Here is a 20,317-nt window from a genome sequence, read left to right on the forward strand (position 1 = left end):
GTTCTCAATTCCAATTGTATTCAAATATAGTAATTTGAAATTGTATTCATTTTTATAAATCAAATTGTTTGATTTTTCGATACAAAGTACGTTCTGAAATACCTAATTCATCGGCGGCAGCCTTTCGTTTTCCTTTGTTTTTTTCTAACGACTTTTTAATCAACTCAATTTCCTTTTGTTCTAGTTTGAGGATTTCTTCCTCTTCAATCGTTTCGGCAAAAAGATAGTTTTCCTCAGGTTCTTGATAATTGTTATCAATATTCTGAGTAGTAATTACTGCTGTTCTTGGCTCTTCTTCAAATTCAATTTCGCTGTCTGATTTTGAACCATAGATTTTTTGAATCAAATTCTGGTTGGTTTCTTGTACTTTAGAACTTCCGTTTTGCATTAATTCTAAAGTTAATTTCTTCAAATCATGTAAGTCACTTTTCATATCAAAAAGGACTTTGTATAAAATTTCTCTTTCGGTGTTAAAATCGCTTTCGTTTTTCTTGTCTTTGATTACAGAAGGCAAGTTACTGCTCTCCATTGGGAGATACGATTGTAAAGTAGTCGCATTAATATCGCGATTGGTTTCTAAAACGGAAATTTGCTCTGCAACGTTTCTTAGCTGTCTGATGTTTCCACTCCAACGGAATTTTTGCAAAATATGAACGGCGTTATCGTCTAGCTTTAATGGAGGCATTTTATATTTATGAGCAAAATCAGCAGCAAATTTTCTAAACAATAAATGGATATCGTCTTTACGATCGCGAAGAGGAGGTAAAGTAATGTCTACCGTACTCAAACGATAGTATAAATCTTCTCTGAATTTTCCTTTTTCAATGGCATCAAAAAGATTGACATTGGTTGCTGCTACAATTCGAACGTTCGTTTTTTGTACTTGAGACGAACCCACTTTTAGAAATTCACCATTTTCAAGAATACGTAGCAAACGCACCTGAGTAGTTAGTGGAAGTTCTCCCACTTCGTCTAGAAAAATGGTTCCGCCATCGGCAACTTCAAAATAGCCCTCTCGCGTATTCGTTGCTCCAGTAAAAGCGCCTTTTTCGTGGCCAAAAAGCTCGCTATCAATTGTCCCTTCAGGGATGGCGCCACAGTTTACAGCAATGTATTTGCCGTGTTTTCTATGAGAAAGAGAATGAATTATTCTTGGAATATTTTCTTTACCCACACCACTTTCACCAGAAACCAGCACCGAAATATCTGTTGGAGCCACTTGAATGGCTTTTTCAATGGCGCGATTGAGTTTGGGGTCATTCCCAATAATTTCAAATCGTTGTTTTATTGCTTGAACTGTTTCCATATTGTTTTGTTTAAAGGTTTAAGTGTTTAATGGTTTCAAGTTGTTTTTTGGGACGACTTTAAGCCATTTTAAACTATTAAACTTTTTCTTAATTCATCTCGCTAAGCCCAATTGCTTTGCCGATAAGAGTCGCACCTGTTGTTCGTTCTACTAGCACATTAACAAAATCACCAATTTTATAGTTTTCTTTTGGAAAAACTACGGTAATGCTTTGTGAATTTCTTCCTGAGAATTCGTTTGGCGATTTTTTAGAGACTTTTTCAACTAAAACTTCTACAGTTTGACCGATGTACTGTTCTGTTCTGTATCGAGCGTGGGCTTGTTGTAAATCTACAATTTCTTGTAATCTTCTTGCTTTTGTTTCTTCCGGAACATCATCTTTCATTTTTCTTCCTGCTAAAGTTCCTGGGCGTTCAGAGTAACTGTACATGTATCCAAAACTATATTTAACATAGTCCATCAGTTTCAATGTGTCTTGATGGTCTTGCTCGGTTTCGGTTGGGAAACCAGCAATCATATCTTGAGAAATGGCACAATTTGGAATAATTGCATTGATTTTGTCAATCAATGCCATATATTCTTCTCGAGTATGCAAGCGATTCATTTCTTTTAGAATTCGGTTACTACCGGATTGAACAGGTAAATGGATATGTTTACAAATGTTTGGGTATTTTGCTATTACGTGCAAAATGCTTTCATGCATGTCTTGCGGATTGGAAGTCGAGAAACGAACTCTCATTTTTGGAAATCCTACAGCCACCATTTCGAGTAATTGGTCAAAATCGACAGCTGTTGCTTTTTGCATTTCAGAAGCATTGACAAAATCCTTTTTCAATCCGCCACCATACCATAAATAACTGTCTACGTTTTGTCCTAAAAGAGTAACTTCTTTAAATCCGTTGTTTTGTAATTCTTGGATCTCATTCATTATACTTTGAGGTTCACGACTTCTTTCTCGACCTCGGGTAAATGGTACAACACAAAACGTACACATATTGTCGCAACCACGTGTTATAGAAACTAAGGCAGTAACTCCATTGCTCATTAATCGAACGGGAGCTATGTCGCCATAGGTTTCTTCTTTAGAAAGAATAACATTGATGGCGTCACGACCTTCTTCTACTTCGTTTAACAAATTAGGTAAATCTTTGTATGCATCTGGTCCAACAACCAAGTCTACAATTTTTTCTTCTTCTAAAAATTGACTTTTTAAGCGTTCAGCCATACATCCTAAAACGCCCACTTTCATTTTTGGATTGATTCGTTTTACGGCATTGTATTTTTCAAGACGCTTTCTAATCGTTTGTTCGGCTTTGTCTCTAATTGAACAAGTATTTACTAAAACTAAATCAGCTTCTTCTAGTTTTTGAGTAGTATTATAGCCATTGCTCGACAAAATAGAAGCTACTACTTCGCTGTCTGAAAAATTCATAGCGCATCCGTAGCTTTCTATAAAGAGTTTTTTTGTGTTTTCGGGCTTATTTTCTAAAACAAGACTTTCGCCTTGTTTGCTTTCTTCGATAATCTTTTCCATGGGAATGTTAAAAGCGCAAATATAAGTGAAAATTAACGAATATGACAAGATGTCAGATTAAGAATTAACATTGTTTTTAGAGTTTTTCTGTAGAAGAATAACTGGAAGTATTGCATTTAATTTTGTGAAAACCGACAATTTTTTATTAAGAGAAAAAGGAGTTTTTTTATTGATTAATCATTCTAAAAATGGTGCATTTGAAAGTTTCAAGAACACATAATTCAATTATAAAATGTACTTTTAAAGTGTAATAATCCTAAAATTTAAAAAAATCATATACTTTTGCCCACATAAACAAACGGTATATGGCAAAGAATTTAGTAATAGTGGAGTCACCTGCAAAGGCCAAAACAATCGAAAAATTTCTAGGAAGTGAGTTTCAAGTGGAGTCAAGTTATGGGCATATTGCCGACTTGCCTTCAAAAGAAATAGGGGTAGATGTTGAAAATGGATTCAAACCCAAGTATGAAGTTTCCTCGGACAAAAAGGCTTTGGTGAGTAAACTAAGAACACTTTCTAAGAATGCCGAAATGGTTTGGTTAGCAAGCGATGAGGACCGCGAGGGAGAAGCCATTTCTTGGCACTTGGCGGAAGAATTGAAATTAGATGCCAAAAAAACCAAGCGTATCGTTTTTCATGAGATTACTAAGAATGCAATACTAAAAGCCATTGATAATCCTCGTGAGATTGACTATAATTTAGTGAATGCTCAACAGGCTCGTCGTGTTTTGGACCGATTGGTGGGGTATGAGTTGTCACCTGTTCTTTGGAGAAAAATCAAAGGAGGGCTTTCTGCAGGACGTGTACAATCTGTTTCAGTTCGTTTGATTGTTGAACGTGAAAGAGAAATTCAGAATTTTACGCCTACAGCTAGTTATTCAGTGGTTGCCGAGTTTACCAACGAAGCAGGAAAAACGGTCAAAGCTAAATTGCCTAAAAATTTTGCCACGAAACAAGAAGCACAAGATTTTTTAAATAAAAATACCAACTCCTTATATAAGGTTTCAGATTTAGAAACGAAACCCACTAAAAAATCACCTACTGCACCTTTTACCACTTCAACTTTACAACAAGAAGCGGCTCGTAAATTGTATTTACCTGTTGGAATCACGATGCAGTTAGCGCAACGTTTGTATGAGGCGGGATTGATTACTTATATGAGAACGGACAGTGTGAATTTGTCTAAAGAAGCGATGGAAGCGGCTCAAGCCGAAATCATAAAGTCTTACGGAAAAGAATTTTCTAAGCCACGAACTTTTGCCAATAAAAGCAAAGGAGCACAAGAAGCACACGAGGCGATTCGTCCAACAGATATGTCTTTGCATACCGTAAATGTAGATAGAGACCAAGCGCGTTTGTACGATTTGATTTGGAAAAGAACTTTGGCTTCTCAAATGAGTGATGCCGAATTAGAGCGTACCAATGTGAAAATTGAAGCGAATAATCACAGTGAGGTTTTTGTGGCTTCTGGCGAAGTGTTGCTTTTTGAAGGTTTTCTAAAAGTATATTTAGAAGGACATGACGATGACGAGGAAGAACAAGAAGGGATGTTGCCTGCTTTGAAAGTTAATGAGCCATTGGCCAACTCATTCATTACGGCAACAGAACGTTATTCACGACCTGCTGCAAGGTATACAGAGGCTTCTTTGGTGAAGAAATTAGAGGAACTTGGTATTGGTCGTCCGTCTACTTATGCGCCAACAATTTCTACGATTATTAATAGAAATTATGTTGAAAAAGGAACGCTAGAAGGGCAGGAGCGTAATTATATACAACTTACGCTTCAAGCAGGAAAAATAGCTGAAAAAGTATTAAAAGAAAATACAGGTTCTGATAAAGGAAAATTAGTACCTACAGATATTGGAACCATAGTAACCGATTTCTTGGTGAAAAATTTTGGTTCTATTTTGGATTATAATTTTACTGCAAAAGTTGAGCAAGATTTTGATGAGATTGCTGAGGGCAACATCGAATGGGCTAAAATGATGCAAGAGTTCTACGATAAATTCCATCCTAATGTAAAAGATGTAGAGGCCAATGCAGATAGAGAAAGTGGAGAACGTATTTTAGGAACCGACCCCGCTTCAGGAAAGCCAGTTTCTGTTCGTTTGGGTAAATTCGGGCCAATGGCTCAAATTGGGGATGCTGAGGATGAAGAGAAAAAATTCGCCAGTTTGCGTAATGAACAAAATATAGGGAGCATTACCTTAGAAGAGGCGCTGAATTTATTTTTATTGCCAAAAAATTTAGGTACCTATAAAGGAGAAGAAGTTGAGGTAAGTAACGGACGATTTGGTCCTTATGTACGTCATGGAGCAGTTTTTATTTCTTTACCAAGAGGTGAAGATCCATTGGATGTTTCGTTAATACGTGCCCAAGAATTGATTGATGAGAAAGCTTTAGCTGATGCGCCTATTGCGGTTTATAAAGGAGAAAGTGTTCAAAAAGGAACTGGAAGATTTGGTCCTTTTATCAAATGGAATGGTATTTTTATCAATGTTTCTAAGAAATTTGATTTTGATAATTTGTCTCAAGCAGATATTGAGTTTTTAATTGAGGATAAATTACAAAAGAATATTGATAAAGTTATTCATAATTGGGAAGACGAAGGAATTTTAGTTGAAAAAGCACGCTGGGGACGTTCGGTTATTACAAAAGGTAAGATAAAAATCGAATTAAGTAAAGATGTTGATGCCTCTAAACTGACTTTAGCCGAAGTGCAAGAAATGATTGCAAAGAAAACACCAGCCAAAAAAGCTCCCGCAAAAAAAACAACAGCAAAGAAATCTACACCTGCTAAAAAAGCAGTAGCTAAAAAAAAGTAAGCAATGGAGTTTGATTTTCTAGTACCAATTGATAGCGAAATCGAAGCTTTCAAAAACGAATTGTCCACTCATCATTTAGGTGGTGTAATGGCTTTGCATACCCAAGATGCTTTTCCTGATTTAAGTGAAATTAAAATTGCAATAATTGGTGTGCTTGATAATAGAGGCGAAGATCATGTGCAGTCCATGGTAGATTTAACGCCGGTTCGTAAATCGCTTTACGGGTTGTTTATGGGGAATTGGAAAATGGGAATTGCAGATCTTGGAGATATTTTGCCGGGTAATTCAGCTATGGATACTTACTTTGCTGTTAAAAAAGTAGTAGCTAGTTTAATTAAAAAAGGAATTGTTCCAATTGTTATTGGTGGTTCTCAAGACTTGACTTATGCGCTTTATAGAGCTTATGATGAGTTAGAACAAATGGTTAATTTAGTTGCAATAGATAACAAGTTTGATTTTGGTAAAGAAACAGATCGTTTGTCAAGCACCTCGTATTTGACCAAAATGGTCATTGATTCTCCAAATAATTTATTCAATTATTGTAACATTGGTTATCAAACCTATTACAACTCTCAAGAAGAGATCGATATTATAGAGAAATTATACTTTGATGCCTATAGATTAGGAGAAATTTCAAATAATATTGCGCTCGCAGAGCCCGTTTTTAGGGATGCTGATGTAGTAAGTTTAGATTTAACGGCTGTAAAGTCTTCGGATTCCGGAAATTTTAATACTTTCGCGCCGAATGGATTTAATGGAAAAGAGATATGTTCTTTGGCTCGCTATGCAGGAATAAGTGATAAGGTGTCTTTGTTTGGTATTTTTAATCATGCAAATAGTGTTCAAGAAGCGGTTCTTATTGCGCAAATTGTGTGGTACTTTATGGAGGGATATCAGTTTCGATCTGGGGAGTACCCCTTCGGAACTAAAGATAATTATCTTAAATACATAGTGCCATTAGAAGAAGAAGAATTGGTTTTTTATAAAAGCAATAAAACAGATCGCTGGTGGATAGAAATACCTTTTTTGACTAATGGAAGCAATAAATTAAAAAGAAACACGTTGTTACCTTGTTCTTACGAAGAGTACTTAGCAGCTTGTAATCAAGAGCTACCTGAGAGATGGTGGAAAGCGCAGCGCAAAAACAGTGTTTAAAAGTAGTTTAAAAAAAAGAAGATTTGTTTGTTGTAAAAATTGTTTATTTAAAAAATAATAAATAGGTTTACACACTTTAAATAATGAATAGTTAACCCCCAAATTTATATGAAGAAAGTCATTGTGTTTACGGCATTTTTAACTCTGTTGATAAGCTGTGGTAAATCAAGCGATAAAGGAGAATTAGTAGGAGTTAAAGGAGGTAAGTGGCACCCAGAAAAACCTTATGGAATGACATTAGTTCCAGGTGGTTCTTTTATCATGGGTAAATCAGAAGATGATATTGCTGCTATCGACGATGCGCCTACTAAAACAGTTACCGTACGTTCATTTTACATGGACGAAACCGAAATTACGAATAGTGAATACCGTCAATTTGTAGAATGGGTAAAAGATTCTACAATTAGAGTTCAATTAGCGATTCTTGCAGAAGCTAGTGGACAAAAAGGTGCTGCAGGAAAAGGAAAAAATGCCGGTAGTATTGCTGATTTTGCCTTTAATGATGCTGATCCTGCTAAAATGACTGCTTACGACAAATACATGTATGACAACTATTATAGTGTAGGTACAGAAAATAGAAAATTGAATCGTAAAGTAAAATTAATAAAAGACACGAAGAAATATCCAGATGAGTACTACGCTGAGGTTATGGATTCAATGTATTTACCAATAGACCAATCCTACAACGGTCTTAGAACAATTGATGTCAATAAATTGAAGTTCAAATACACTTGGATGGATATACAAGCAGCAGCTAAAGCTAAAGGTTCTAGAAAAGATTTTATCAGAACTGAAGAAATTAATGTGTATCCTGATACTACAGTTTGGATTAAAGATTATGCCTATTCTTACAATGAGCCAATGCATAATGATTATTTCTGGCATAAAGCTTATGGTGAATATCCTGTTGTTGGGGTTAAATGGACGCAAGCCAAAGCTTTTTGTGCTTGGAGAACTCAAAATAAAAACACATATATCAAATCAAAACAAAAGGGACGTGATTTAGTAAACTCTTTCCGTTTGCCTACTGAAGCAGAATGGGAATATTCTGCAAGAGGTGGTCTCGAATCCGCAACTTACCCATGGGGAGGTCCTTACACTAAAAATGATAGAGGTTGTTTCTTGGCCAACTTTAAACCAAGTCGTGGAGATTATGCAGCAGATAATGCCTTGTATACGGTTGAAGCAAAATCTTATGAGCCTAATGGATACAATTTGTATAACATGGCAGGTAATGTTTCAGAGTGGACAAATGATGCCTATGATCCAAACGGTTTCGAATATGTTTCAACAATGAATCCAAACGTTTCTGATGCGTCTAACAAACGTAAAGTTGTTCGTGGAGGTTCTTGGAAAGATGTTGCTTACTTCTTACAAGTGAGTACTCGTGATTTTGAATATGCAGATTCAGCTAGAAGCTTTATCGGTTTCAGAACAGTTCAAGATTATATGGGAACTCAAGTAACAGGCAACAAAAGAAAAAAATAGAATTAAACCAAATCTAAATATTTTACATTAACCTAAAAACAATTTATTATGGCAATTTTAAGTAAAAAAGCAATGAATTTCGCTTACGGGATGGGAGCGGCAGTAGTTATTATTGGAGCATTATTCAAAATTACTCACTTTGAAATAGGACCATTAACTGGAACTGTGATGTTATCAGTTGGTCTGGTTACCGAAGCATTAATATTTGCTTTATCTGCTTTTGAACCAGTAGAAGACGAATTGGATTGGACATTAGTTTATCCTGAATTGGCTAACGGCCAAGCTAAATCTCAAGTTAAAAAAGAAGAGAAAGTTGATGCTCAAGGAATTTTATCTCAAAAATTAGATGCAATGTTGAAAGAAGCTAAAATCGACTCTGAATTGATGTCAAGCTTAGGTAATAGTATCAAAAATTTCGAAGGTGCTGCTAAAGCAATTTCTCCAACAGTTGATTCTATTGCGTCTACTAAAAAATACAGCGAAGAGCTTTCAATGGCTGCTGCTCAAATGGAATCATTAAATAGTTTATACAAAGTTCAATTAGAAAGTGCTTCAAGAAATGCTGAGGCTAACAAAGAAATCGCTGAAAATGCTGGTAAATTGAAAGAGCAAATGGCTTCAATGACTGCAAATATTGCTTCATTAAACAGTGTTTATGGAGGTATGCTTTCTGCAATGAACAACAAAGGATAATTAGTTTTAGGCTAAAATTATTATTTATTAAACTAATTATTTAAAAAAAATGGCAGGAGGAAAATTAACCCCTAGACAGAAGATGATTAACCTGATGTATCTGGTTTTCATCGCAATGTTAGCAATGAATGTTGGAAAAGAAATCATTTCTGCATTTGGTATTTTTAATGAGAAATTTGAAAGTGCAAATGCAGCTTCTACTCAAACCAATCAATCTCTATTGATGTCTTTGGATACAAAAGCGGCTGAGGCAAAAGGTGATTTCATTGCTGCTGCGGCAACAGCTCATAAAGTAGAAAGTATTTCGAAAGAATTTGATGCTTATATCGCTACTTTAAAAACGGATGTCCTTAAAGGATATACCGTAAATGCTGAAACCGGAAAATTACCATATGAAGATATGGATAAAGGTGACAATATTGACAATTGGTTCATAGGTGAAGGCTACACTAAAAAAGGTAATGAAATAGTTGCAAAAATTGAAAAGTACAAAGCAGATATGAAAGCTGCTTTAGGTACAGATAAGAAATATGCATCTATCGTTCGTGAAGTAGAAAACAAATTTAGTTTAGAAGATGTTAAGGATAAAGAAGGTAATAAAATTAAGTATTTGTCCTATAATTTTAAAGGTTTTCCTGCAATAGCATCATTAGCAAAATTATCTGCTTGGCAAAATGATGTTAAGAAAGCTGAATCAGATGTATATAACTCTGCCTTAGGAAAAGCAGCTGTTGAAGCAGCTTCCTACAGTAACTACCAAGCAATTGTAGTTTTAGAAAAGAATGCTTATTTCCAAGGTGAAAATGTAAAAGGGAAAGTAGTTTTAGGTCGTTATGACGAAAATACAAAACCAACTTCTTTTCAAGGTCCAGGTAGATTAGAGAATGGTCAAGCTGTTATTTCTCTTACAGCTGGAGGTGTTGGAGAACAAAACATTAACGGTCAATTTACATTCTTGGAAGACGGTAAAACCATCCCTTTAAAATTTGAGGGTAAATATGTTGTAGTTCCTAGACCTAATTCTGCTACAATTTCTGCGGATAAAATGAATGTAGTGTATCGCGGTGTAGTGAATCCAATGTCTATCTCATTTGCAGGTATTTCTGATAAAGATGTTACGGCTTCTGCACCAGGTTTGACAAAAGTTGGTAACGGAAAATACAACATGAGTCCGGGAACAGGTACAGAAGTAGTGATCAATGTTACTGGAAAAATGGCTGATGGCAAAATAGCTTCTGACAAGAAAGTTTATAGAATTAAAGGTATTCCTGGTCCAGCTGGTACAATTAGAGGTGAAATGGGTGTGGTAAAAGGGCCTAAATCAAACCTTCAAGTAGCGACGATTGGAGCAAAATTAGTTGATTTTGATTTTGAGGTTGGATTAGATGTTGTTGGTTTCAATTTTAAAATTGCTGGTCAGCCTACCGTTGTAGTTTCTGGGAACCGTTTGAATTCACAATGTATCACTGCTTTATCAAAAGCGGGTAGAGGAGATCAAGTAACGATTTCTGAAATTAAAACTAAATTAGTAGGAGCGGGTAGTTATTTATTACCAAGAACAGCACCAGTAATTTTCGAAATACAATAATAGTACGTTTATAAAAAAACTACTCCAATATTTATAAGGACACCATGATGAATGTAAGATTTTTTTTAATAGCTATTGTCACTGTAATAGGTAGTGCAGCTGGATATTCACAATCCAATCTTTTGAATGCCAAAAAACCTAGTGAGATTGGACTTAAAACGGCTGCTCAGCGTATTTCTGATAATGATAAACCATTGGCTTACGGTTATGTTCATGACAGAGATATCTTGATGGGTAAAACGACATGGGAAATTATTGATTTAAGTGAAAAAATCAATTTTCCTTTATACTTTCCAATTGATACTGCTAACATAGGTACAGACAGACGTTCTTTGTATGATGTTTTGACTAAAGCATTGAAATCAGGAAAAATTACGGAAGTATATGCCGATAGTTATTTTAATACAAAAAAATCACTGAAAGATATACAAGCTTCATTATCACGTATCGATACTACAGACGCTGGTCGTGAGTTGATTAATCAAGATCCAGATGCTTATAGATCAAGAGTGGTTAAGAAAAAAGTTGTGACAGGAACAGGTAAAAAGAAAAAAGTTACTTATGTTGATGAGACAGTAGGGCCAACTAAAACTATTCCGCTAGAGTTTGTATTAAAACAAGATCTAACGGCTCAGGATGTTAGTCAGTATAAGATTAAAGGCTTTTGGTATTTTGATAAACGTCAGAGTGAATTAAAGTATCGTTTACTTGGTATTTGTCCTGTAACTCCAGACGTTTACAGTATGAATAGTGATGAAAAGGATTATATTGAATTGTTTTGGGTATTTTTCCCAGCGGCAAGAGAAGTTTTACATGAAGCTAAAGCTTTCAATGATAAAAATTCATCTATGCCTATTTCATTTGATCAGATTCTGAATTCAAGAAGATTCAATGGCGTGGTTTACAAAGAAGAAAATGTTTACGGAGATCGTACTGTCGAAGAATACATGAAAGATAATTCTCAAAATCAACTTTTGGAGTCTGAAAGAATTAAAGAAAAAATTCGCAATTTTGAACAAGATATGTGGAATTACTAATTTAATTAGTTCCAATATCAAAAAAACTCTTACTCTTGGGTAAGAGTTTTTTGTTTTTATTCTATTTTTAAATTTTTTGACATGGTTGACTATTTAATTGTTGGTGCTGGTTTAGCTGGAATTTCTTTTGCTGAATTGGCTTTGAAGAATGGTAAAAAGATTATGGTCTTTGATAATGATTCTCAAAATTCTTCAAACATTGCTGGGGGGTTGTACAATCCTGTAATTCTTAAACGTTTTTCTGAAGTTTGGGAAGCAGGCTCACAACTACAAGACATGGCCGAATTCTATGATGCATTAAAAGCTAAATTTTCTGTTACATTTGATAATAAATTACCAATTTATAGGAAGTTTTTTTCCATTGAAGAACAGAATAATTGGTTTTTGGCTTCTGACAAAAAAGCGCTTGCTCCATTTTTATCCACGACTTTAAAATTTTCAAATTACAGCGGTATTGAAGCTCCTTATGGTTATGGTGAAGTGTTGCAAACAGGTTATGTTGATACTGCGCTTCTTTTACAACACTACCGTGATTTTTTAAGAAATTCAGGAATGTATTGTAATGACCAATTTCACTATTCTTCTTTGTCGCTAATTGCTGATGGGATCGAGTATAATGGTGTTAAAGCAAAGCAGCTAGTTTTTGCAGAAGGTTTTGGGTTACATCAAAATCCCTATTTTAATTTTTTGCCTCTTGATGGTACCAAAGGAGAATTGTTCATCATAAAAGCACCCGAATTAAAAATTGATGTTATTGTAAATACGAGTGTCTTTATTTTGCCATTAGGAGATGGTTTTTTCAAAGTGGGTGCTACCTATAATTGGAAAGACAAAACTGATTTACCCACAGAAGAAGGACGTATGGAATTATTGGAACGTATTCATGAAATTATTAATTGTGATTTTGAAGTAACCCAACATTTTGCAGGAGTAAGACCTACGGTACGAGACCGTAAGCCGCTTGTTGGTACACATGATATGTATCCTCAACTTCATATTTTGAATGGACTTGGGACAAGAGGAGTAATGCTTGGGCCTGCAATGGCAAAGGCATTATATAATCATATCGAAAACAAAATACCTTTGGCACCTGAAATTAATTGGGTAAGATTTTTAAAGAAAAACAAAAAATAGCCTATTTTTTATTGGTAGTAGGGTCATAACTTACAAATAAGTTGATGTAGATGTTTCTTGACCAACGCAAAACCCAAGGAAATAAAATGAGTAGGGCTGCAATAATTGCAAAGAATGAATTTTTAATACTTGTTGAAAAGAAAACATAGGAAATGATAAAAGCAGCTACGCCCACCGCAACATTCAAAGCATAACTTACATACATTGAGCCGTAAAAAAATGATGGCTCTATTTGATATCGCAAGCCACAATGACTACAAGTTTCATTCATTTTTAGTACTTTACTTAGATTAAGAGGGTTTTTATCCTCGTACATGCTTTCATTTTGGCATTTCGGACAACTTCCTGTTAAAATGCTATTTAGTTTCGATCCTTTTTTTAACATTTGCAAAAATTTTTTATCAAAGGTACAATTTTAGATTGCTACCAATGTAACCTTAGTCACAATCTATGCTTAATATACACAATTTATCGGTTTCTTTTGGTGGTTCTTATTTGTTTGAAGAAGTAACTTTTCGCTTGGGAGCAGGCGATAGAGTAGGGCTTGTAGGCAAGAATGGAGCGGGTAAATCTACAATGCTTAAAATTTTAGCTCGTGATTTTGCGCCAGATTCGGGGAGTATTGCTCAAGAAAAAGAAATCAGAATGGGTTTTTTGCGACAAGATATTGATTTTGAAGCCGGAAGAACCGTTTTGGAAGAAGCTTATGAAGCTTTTACCGAAATAAAAATTGTCGAAAAAAAGCTCGAAGAAATTAATCATCAATTGGTGACTCGTACCGATTATGAAAGTGAGGAATACAGCCAAATAATTGAAGATTTATCTGATTATACCCATCGGTTTGAGTTGTTGGGAGGTTATAATTATGTAGGTGACACAGAGAAAATTTTGTTGGGTTTAGGGTTTAAACGTGAAGTATTTGATAACCAAACCGAGACTTTTTCTGGAGGTTGGAGAATGCGAATTGAATTGGCCAAATTGCTTTTACAATCTAATGACATTCTTTTGCTAGATGAGCCCACTAACCACTTGGATATTGAAAGTATTATTTGGTTAGAAGGTTTTTTGAGAAATTTTCCTGGGGTTGTAGTTATTGTTTCGCATGATAAGATGTTTTTGGATAATGTAACCAACAGAACCATTGAAATTTCTTTAGGGAAAGCGTATGATTTCAATAAGCCTTATTCTCAATATCTTGAATTACGACATGAAATTCGAGAAAAGCAGTTAGCCACTCAAAAAAATCAAGCCAAAAAGATTGAAGAAACCGAGAAGTTAATTGAAAAGTTTCGAGCCAAGGCATCCAAAGCATCGATGGCGCAGTCTTTAATTAAAAAGTTGGATAAAGTAGAACGAATTGAAGTAGATGAAGACGATAATTCGGTCATGAATATTTCTTTTCCAGTTTCGAAAGAACCGGGTAAAGTAGTTATTGAAGCTGAAAATGTTACCAAATCATACGGAGACAAAACCATTCTAAAGGACATCAGTCTTTTGGTTGAACGAGGGAGTAAAATTGCTTTTGTAGGTCAAAATGGGCAAGGTAAATCCACTTTTATAAAGGCTTTGGTTAATGAATTCGAGTATGAAGGAACAATTAAGTTAGGGCATAATGTACAATTAGGCTATTTTGCTCAAAATCAAGCCGAATACTTAGATGGAGAAATTACCTTGTTGCAAACTATGGAGGATGCTGCCGCTGATACTAATAGAATGAAAGTGCGTGACATGTTAGGTTCATTTTTGTTTCGAGGCGATGATGTAGAGAAAAAAGTAAAAGTACTTTCGGGAGGGGAAAGAAATAGATTGGCATTGTGTAAATTGCTTTTACAGCCCATAAACGTACTATTGATGGATGAGCCTACGAATCACTTAGATATTAAATCTAAAAATGTTTTGAAAGCTGCCTTACAGAAATTTGGAGGAACCTTGTTATTGGTATCGCATGATCGTGATTTTCTTCAAGGCATGTCTAATATTGTTTATGAGTTTAAAGATCAAAAAATAAAGGAATATTTAGGCGATATCAACTACTTCTTGGAGCAACGAAATCTCGAAAATATGCGTGAAGTAGAGAAAAAAGATATTCAAAAGCAGACCTTATCAAAAGAGAATACAAAGTCTAAATCTTCGTATGAAGATCAAAAAAAGCATAAAGCATTGCACAATAAATTGAGCAAAATCGAGAGTCAAATTAAGCAATTGGAAATCGATATTCAGCATGATGATAAAATGTTGGCCACTAATTATGATAAGCATATTGAAGACGCCAAATTTTTTATTGCATATAATAAAAAGAAAGAAGAATTAGATCAATTACTTATGGACTGGGAGATTGTTCAAGAGGAAATAGATAATTTATAACTATTGAAGTACTATTTTTATTGTACCGTTTTGCCACTAAAGACTTGCTGATATATTCAAAGGTCTTTGGTGGTTTTTTTTAACCCAGAATCCACATTAGACTTCGTAGCGAAACTGAATTATTCAATGAAAGCAAGAGCTCACGGACTATTTTTGAAGAAGGAAACAACGTTCAGTGAAAACCTATAAAAAATATAAACCAATGAGCTACTACTTTTGTATTTTGAATTTAAAAATGGGAGTAAGTTCTTGGTTTTGAAGAAGAATTTAGTTGTAGTAGATTTCTAATTCGTATTTTAGGTTTAAACCAAAAAATGCCCTCTGAGTTTTTTCATGAGGGCATTTTTTGTAGGTATGAAAAGATTCATAAATGCTATTCGAATGCTTTGTTATGCAATCTATTAGTATGTTTTGTGTGATAGAATAGGGAAGTGCTACTAACTCGTTACGCAATTAAAGTTTAAACCTTCACGATGAGTTTAATCCGCAATTGATTCTGTTTTTTGGAATAAATTCCAAAAAATAGAATCAATTGCGTTTTTATGATGCCTCAATTTTTTCTTTTGATAAAAAAATAAAAATAATTGCCAATCTGAATCTTATAGTTTTGACTAAGATAGTCCCTTTGTTTTATTGGCATTTGGAAAGTTTTTATGTGTTTACACTGAGACTTTTTTACTTCATACCATAAATTTTAAGAGGCATATTCGAGATATGGCTTTTGATGTATTTAAATGGTTTCTTTTTTGACAATTAGAATGTAAAAGTTAATCAAATTAAATTTTCAAGAGAGATTTTATATAGTAAACGTGTAAGCAATGCAAATAGATTCAAAATATTTAAGAAGCAAATAGATGTCTTGTAAGTTTATTCAGTTTAGGGAAAACTTTTTTTGAGGTAAGCTGTTATGATAATACTACCAAAGTTTTTGTTGGATTATTCGAAGGCCGAGTTACCATAAACAAAGCCGATGCCTTGCCAAGCGGCACCTATTATTATGGGATTAAATACAAGAAACCAATCAAAGGGATAGTGAATCAAAAAGCGGGATTCTTATATCTCTCTAAATAAATTGTCTTATAGAAGCATGATTTAAACGTTCAAAAATCAGGCTTAAATTCAATATCAAATGAAAACAAAAATTGTATCTTTCATTACCATGCTACTGGCCCTGGTGAGTTATGCTCAGCAAGATTCACAATTCACGCAGTACATGTACAATACCGCCAACATCAACCCTGCCTACGCAGGTAGCCGTGGCGCCATGAGTATTTTTGCACTACATCGTACCCAGTGGGTAGGTTTAGAGGGGGCACCAACCATCAATACTGCTTCAATTAACACCCCTATTAGTAACAGTAATTTGGGATTGGGCGTTTCATTTGTGAATGATAAAATTGGCCCAACCAATGAAAATACTATTTCAACAGATTTATCTTATACTTTTCCTACTTCAGAGAAGTTTAAACTTTCTTTTGGGATGAAAGTGACCGCGAATTTATTCAATTTGGATGCTAATATATTGAATCCCTTAAATCAAGGCGATCCACAATTTCAAAATTTAAGAAATATCTTTACCCCAAATATAGGAGCTGGACTTTACTATCATTCTGACATAGCTTATATAGGATTATCGGTTCCAAATTTTATTCAAACCAATCGTTATGATGATAACGAAGTAGCAGTTTTTAAAGAAAAAATGAATTTTTACTTAATCGGTGGGTATGTATTCGATTTGTCTTATAATGTAAAATTCAAGCCTGCTTTTTTAACTAAATTAGTTAAAGGTGCTCCTTTACAAGTTGATTTTTCAGGGAATTTTTATATCAATGACAAGTTTACTGTCGGATTGGCCTATCGTTGGAGTGCCGCCATGAGTGCCATGGTAGGGTTTCAAGTCACAGAAGGTATATACATTGGTTATGGATATGATTTAGAAACTACCAAATTAGACAATTACAATTCAGGATCGCATGAAGTTTTCTTGCGTTATGAAATCTTCAAAAACAATGATAAATTTGTAACACCTAGATGTTTTTAAACTTCAAACAGATGATGAAATTTCAACCAAAAATGATTTTAAAAATCACGCTCTTATTTCCAATGATTTTTTATAGTCAAAACAATCCAGAAAAGTTAATGGATTCCGACAAAGAAATTAAATCAATATCGTATGAAGTTACAGAGACGATTCGCACTGCATTTGGTAGTACCAAAGTAGTTTATGTTGTAAGTAACAAGAATATGATCTATACCTATGATTTAGGAAAAAATAATACCAGAGAGGTCAGGGAAATAATAACGTACAAGAAAAAAAGAAATTACAAAGAATCGAATTTCAAAGCTAAAGCGCCTCAAGAAATAAAAGAATTACAAGAAATAAAAGAATTACAAGAAGCAAAAGAATCACAAGGAGCAAAAGAATTGCAAGAGGTAAACGAAATAAAAGAGGAGAAAATTATAGAGATTCAAAAAAATGATCCTAACAAAAGTATAACCATCATCCCCTTAGAAACCTATGAAAGACTGGTGGAACAAGGCATCCGTTCGTCAGAATTATACAGTCAACTTGCGGATGCCTATTTTTATAAAAATGATTATGCTAAAGCCTCTAAATATTATTTTGAATTCTTTACTATCGAAAAGAGAATTAAACCAGAATTTTACTTGAGATATGCAGTAACCTTGGATAAACTTGGCCAAAAGGAAAAATCTAAGGCATTATTAATGACTTATGAGGCTTTGTTAAAAAATCAAAAAATCAAATAAAAATCAGATTTATACCCTTAGATCATGAAAAAACAGCTAGCATTTGCAAAGCAACAGTAGGCGATGATTTGGGCAAATGTTTTGGTATCAAAATGATTTATTTTGATTTGGATAAATCCAATATTCGTAAAGAAGCGGCTTTGGACTAGGCCAAAATCTTAGATGTATTACTACAAAACCCCACGATGAAAATCGACATCCGTTCCCATACCGTTTGCAGACAAACGGCCAAATACAACTTAGCTTTATCCGAACGAAGATCGACTATCGCTTAGTTAGTTTCCAAAGGTATCGATACATCAAGACTCACCGGAAAAGGCTACGGCGAATCGCAACTCGTCAACGATTGCGGCTGCGAACCAACCAATCCAATTGCACCGAAGAACAACACCAAATGAACCGAAGAAGTCAGTTTATTATTACTGCGCTTTAATAGGTTTTTCTAAAACCAAAAAAATGCCCTCTGAATTTATTCATGAGGGCATTTTTTTGGAGGTATTAAAAGCAGCAGTTATCAAAATGGATTTATAAAGTCAATTACAAAAACTTTGTTGTGCATTCTATTTTTTGGAATTTGTTCCAAAAAATAGAATCATTTAAAGTACTATGATGCCTGTTTTTTTTCTTTTGACAAAAAAAATAAAAAAAATACAGCTACGAAACTCAACTATTTGGTCATGATACTTTCTATGTTTATATAGTGTTTACAAAGCTTTTGTGTCTGCACTTCCTCTTTTTTTTTATAATCCTAATGCTGAATTTTAGAGAAACAATTCAACTATGGTTTTTGGTGTATATAAATGGTTTCTTTTTTGAGAATTAGAATATTGAAGGTAACTAATTTTTTTAGAGGTGCTTTTGAATAGGTAAAAGGTAAACATTAGATCAAAATTATAACTATTAAGAAAGAAATAGTTGGCTTGTTTGTTTATACAGTTGTATTGATTTTTTGTTTTTGAAAACTTGGATTGACCATTTTGTTTAGAAGATTACTTGTATTTAATCGAAAGAACTACACAGTTTATCGATTTTATTCTTAAAATTTTGATCGCCAATGGCGTATGAATAATAATCTATTAGTTTTGTAAACTTTTTTGATATTTTGTAGTCATTAGATTACGTTTAAATACTTGGTTTATTTGGCAAAACCGGTATTCCTTATTGAACTGAAGGAAAAAGGAGAGGGGTTCTTTTATCCTTATAGGAATTTGTTAATGAATTTGATTTTTTATGAATATATAACCAAATGCTATTTTACTTACGAACTAAAATTACTATTACTAATGAAATATATTAAGCTTTATACAGTACTTGCTTTGCTATCTTCCTTTTGGGGTTTAGCGCAATGTAATACAGCAAATTTTACAGTTACACAAACAAATGGAACTTGTTTCTCAAATGGTTCCATTACGGTTAATGTGCCAACTTCTACTAATTGTACCGATTGGACAGCCGAAATAATTAGACTCCCAAGCGGAACTCCTATTCAACAATCTGTTCCCACGACAGGAGGTGCTGTTGTATTTAGTGCATTACAAGCGGGTAGTTATAAAGTTACATTGTCAAATCCGTTTACAACAGTTCCATTCTCAAGTAATCCTGTAGTACTGACAACGTCTTATGTTAATATGAATGTTAGTACAAGTAGTACCGCTCCTACTTGTAGAAATAATGCGCCTGGATATACGCCTAATGGTACGTTGACTATTAATGTTGCGAACGGTACCGGGCTTGGTCCTTTCTTGTATTCGGTGACTAGCTCTACAGGTACGCAGTCATTTACCTCCAGTAATAGAAGCTATACTTTTTCCAATATGCCAGGTGCTGAGCAGGTAAATATTTCTGTTAGAGATTTAGCTAACAACGACTCGGGTTGCGCCGTGACGGTTAGTCAAAGCCCTACTACGGTTCAAAACCTTAGTAATCCAATGAGTTTTGATGTTAGACCATTCAACTACGAAAGAGATTGTTCTAGCCCTAATTTATCTTGTGATAAAGTAAATTTATTTGTGAATTTATCTAATGTCAATGCAGCTTCTTTAGCAAACCTTCAATTGGCAGGTAATGCAAAAATTACTATAGCGGGAGTAGATTATCCGTTAACTTATGTTTCAGGTTCGGCACGTTTTCGATATGATCCAGTTGCTGTCTCAGGGCCACAACTTAAAAATGGAGATGTAATTACTACCACTTTTAATGGAGGCTGTAATACGATTTCCAAAACAAGTACGGTTAGTATGGATGATAATTTTTTAACTGTAAATGCTACTACAGAAACAGTTTTTGCTAATTGTTCTGTACGTTATAGATTTCAAATTTTAGGTGACAGAGACGTTTCTGGTGGGTCTGGTTTTACTGATAGAGCAGTGTATTTTTGTGCTACCAATACGTTGAAAGTTGAATTAAGAAATCCAGATGGAGTTA

14 protein-coding genes and 1 pseudogene are annotated in these 20,317 nt (G+C 34.3%); 12 read left to right on the top strand and 3 right to left on the bottom strand.

Going from position 1 to position 20,317, the window contains the following annotated elements; translation table 11 throughout:
- Window positions 1-52 precede the first annotated feature (52 nt).
- Together FLB_RS13500 and miaB are read right to left on the bottom strand one after the other, a co-directional pair.
- The gene (locus tag FLB_RS13500) at window positions 53-1,306 is read right to left on the bottom strand and encodes a sigma-54 interaction domain-containing protein (RefSeq protein ID WP_064716474.1); all 1,254 of its coding nucleotides are present in this window, start codon (window positions 1,304-1,306) and stop codon (window positions 53-55) included.
- Between the two features lie 88 nt (window positions 1,307-1,394).
- Window positions 1,395-2,840 carry a tRNA (N6-isopentenyl adenosine(37)-C2)-methylthiotransferase MiaB gene (gene miaB, locus FLB_RS13505; RefSeq protein WP_064716475.1) on the bottom strand — a complete coding sequence of 482 codons (1,446 nt, stop codon included), beginning with the start codon at window positions 2,838-2,840 and terminating at the stop codon, window positions 1,395-1,397.
- Window positions 2,841-3,145: 305 nt separating this feature from the next.
- Between miaB and topA the strand changes: the two genes are divergently transcribed.
- From topA to FLB_RS13540, 7 genes are all read left to right on the top strand, one after another.
- On the top strand, window positions 3,146-5,665 hold the full coding sequence (gene topA, locus FLB_RS13510) for a type I DNA topoisomerase (RefSeq protein WP_064716476.1): 2,520 nt from the start codon (window positions 3,146-3,148) through the stop codon (window positions 5,663-5,665).
- Window positions 5,666-5,668: 3 nt separating this feature from the next.
- Window positions 5,669-6,820: a formimidoylglutamase gene (locus FLB_RS13515; protein ID WP_064716477.1), complete on the top strand. Its 1,152-nt coding sequence runs from the start codon at window positions 5,669-5,671 to the stop codon at window positions 6,818-6,820.
- A 108-nt stretch (window positions 6,821-6,928) separates the two neighbouring features.
- Entirely contained in the window at window positions 6,929-8,308 is a 1,380-nt protein-coding gene (gldK, locus tag FLB_RS13520) for a gliding motility lipoprotein GldK (RefSeq protein WP_064716478.1), read from the top strand.
- 48 nt (window positions 8,309-8,356) lie between these two features.
- A complete protein-coding gene (gldL, locus tag FLB_RS13525; protein ID WP_064716479.1) occupies window positions 8,357-9,001 on the top strand; it encodes a gliding motility protein GldL in 645 nt (214 codons plus the stop codon).
- A 49-nt stretch (window positions 9,002-9,050) separates the two neighbouring features.
- Window positions 9,051-10,589 carry a gliding motility protein GldM gene (gene gldM / locus FLB_RS13530; protein ID WP_064716480.1) on the top strand — a complete coding sequence of 513 codons (1,539 nt, stop codon included), beginning with the start codon at window positions 9,051-9,053 and terminating at the stop codon, window positions 10,587-10,589.
- Window positions 10,590-10,636: 47 nt separating this feature from the next.
- On the top strand, window positions 10,637-11,626 hold the full coding sequence (gldN, locus tag FLB_RS13535; protein WP_064716481.1) for a gliding motility protein GldN: 990 nt from the start codon (window positions 10,637-10,639) through the stop codon (window positions 11,624-11,626).
- Between the two features lie 81 nt (window positions 11,627-11,707).
- Window positions 11,708-12,760, top strand: a complete 1,053-nt coding sequence (locus tag FLB_RS13540) for an NAD(P)/FAD-dependent oxidoreductase (protein WP_064716482.1) — start codon at window positions 11,708-11,710, stop codon at window positions 12,758-12,760.
- 1 nt (window position 12,761) lies between these two features.
- On the opposite strand, the gene FLB_RS13545 is transcribed toward FLB_RS13540, so the two are convergent.
- Window positions 12,762-13,145, bottom strand: a complete 384-nt coding sequence (locus tag FLB_RS13545) for a DUF983 domain-containing protein (protein WP_064716483.1) — start codon at window positions 13,143-13,145, stop codon at window positions 12,762-12,764.
- A gap of 65 nt (window positions 13,146-13,210) precedes the next feature.
- On the opposite strand from FLB_RS13545, the gene FLB_RS13550 reads away from it, so the two are divergent.
- The 5 genes and pseudogenes from FLB_RS13550 to FLB_RS13565 all read left to right on the top strand — a co-directional run.
- Entirely contained in the window at window positions 13,211-15,124 is a 1,914-nt protein-coding gene (locus tag FLB_RS13550; protein ID WP_064716484.1) for an ABC-F family ATP-binding cassette domain-containing protein, read from the top strand.
- 1,129 nt (window positions 15,125-16,253) lie between these two features.
- Complete coding sequence (locus FLB_RS13555; RefSeq protein WP_064716485.1) at window positions 16,254-17,165, top strand: type IX secretion system membrane protein PorP/SprF; 912 nt, start codon at window positions 16,254-16,256, stop codon at window positions 17,163-17,165.
- An 11-nt stretch (window positions 17,166-17,176) separates the two neighbouring features.
- A complete protein-coding gene (locus FLB_RS13560) occupies window positions 17,177-17,893 on the top strand; it encodes a tetratricopeptide repeat protein (protein ID WP_157490617.1) in 717 nt (238 codons plus the stop codon).
- A 47-nt stretch (window positions 17,894-17,940) separates the two neighbouring features.
- Window positions 17,941-18,326: pseudogene (locus tag FLB_RS14180) on the top strand (OmpA family protein); the annotation flags it as partial.
- An 850-nt stretch (window positions 18,327-19,176) separates the two neighbouring features.
- Window positions 19,177-20,317, top strand: a 1,141-nt coding sequence (locus FLB_RS13565) for a hypothetical protein (RefSeq protein WP_157490618.1), incomplete at its 3' end; no start/stop codon positions are given.

This window comes from Flavobacterium succinicans (assembly GCF_001662485.1).
Taxonomy (GTDB): domain Bacteria; phylum Bacteroidota; class Bacteroidia; order Flavobacteriales; family Flavobacteriaceae; genus Flavobacterium; species Flavobacterium succinicans_A.

Coding starts and splice junctions, on each gene's coding strand:
- gldL (WP_064716479.1), top strand. CDS start 8,357: ATGGCAATTTTAAGTAAAAAAGCAATGAATTTCGCTTACGGGATGGGA.
- gldN (WP_064716481.1), top strand. CDS start 10,637: ATGAATGTAAGATTTTTTTTAATAGCTATTGTCACTGTAATAGGTAGT.
- FLB_RS13560 (WP_157490617.1), top strand. CDS start 17,177: ATGATGAAATTTCAACCAAAAATGATTTTAAAAATCACGCTCTTATTT.
- FLB_RS13545 (WP_064716483.1), bottom strand. CDS start 13,145: ATGTTAAAAAAAGGATCGAAACTAAATAGCATTTTAACAGGAAGTTGT.
- FLB_RS13515 (WP_064716477.1), top strand. CDS start 5,669: ATGGAGTTTGATTTTCTAGTACCAATTGATAGCGAAATCGAAGCTTTC.
- miaB (WP_064716475.1), bottom strand. CDS start 2,840: ATGGAAAAGATTATCGAAGAAAGCAAACAAGGCGAAAGTCTTGTTTTA.
- FLB_RS13500 (WP_064716474.1), bottom strand. CDS start 1,306: ATGGAAACAGTTCAAGCAATAAAACAACGATTTGAAATTATTGGGAAT.
- gldM (WP_064716480.1), top strand. CDS start 9,051: ATGGCAGGAGGAAAATTAACCCCTAGACAGAAGATGATTAACCTGATG.
- gldK (WP_064716478.1), top strand. CDS start 6,929: ATGAAGAAAGTCATTGTGTTTACGGCATTTTTAACTCTGTTGATAAGC.
- FLB_RS13550 (WP_064716484.1), top strand. CDS start 13,211: ATGCTTAATATACACAATTTATCGGTTTCTTTTGGTGGTTCTTATTTG.
- topA (WP_064716476.1), top strand. CDS start 3,146: ATGGCAAAGAATTTAGTAATAGTGGAGTCACCTGCAAAGGCCAAAACA.
- FLB_RS13540 (WP_064716482.1), top strand. CDS start 11,708: ATGGTTGACTATTTAATTGTTGGTGCTGGTTTAGCTGGAATTTCTTTT.
- FLB_RS13555 (WP_064716485.1), top strand. CDS start 16,254: ATGAAAACAAAAATTGTATCTTTCATTACCATGCTACTGGCCCTGGTG.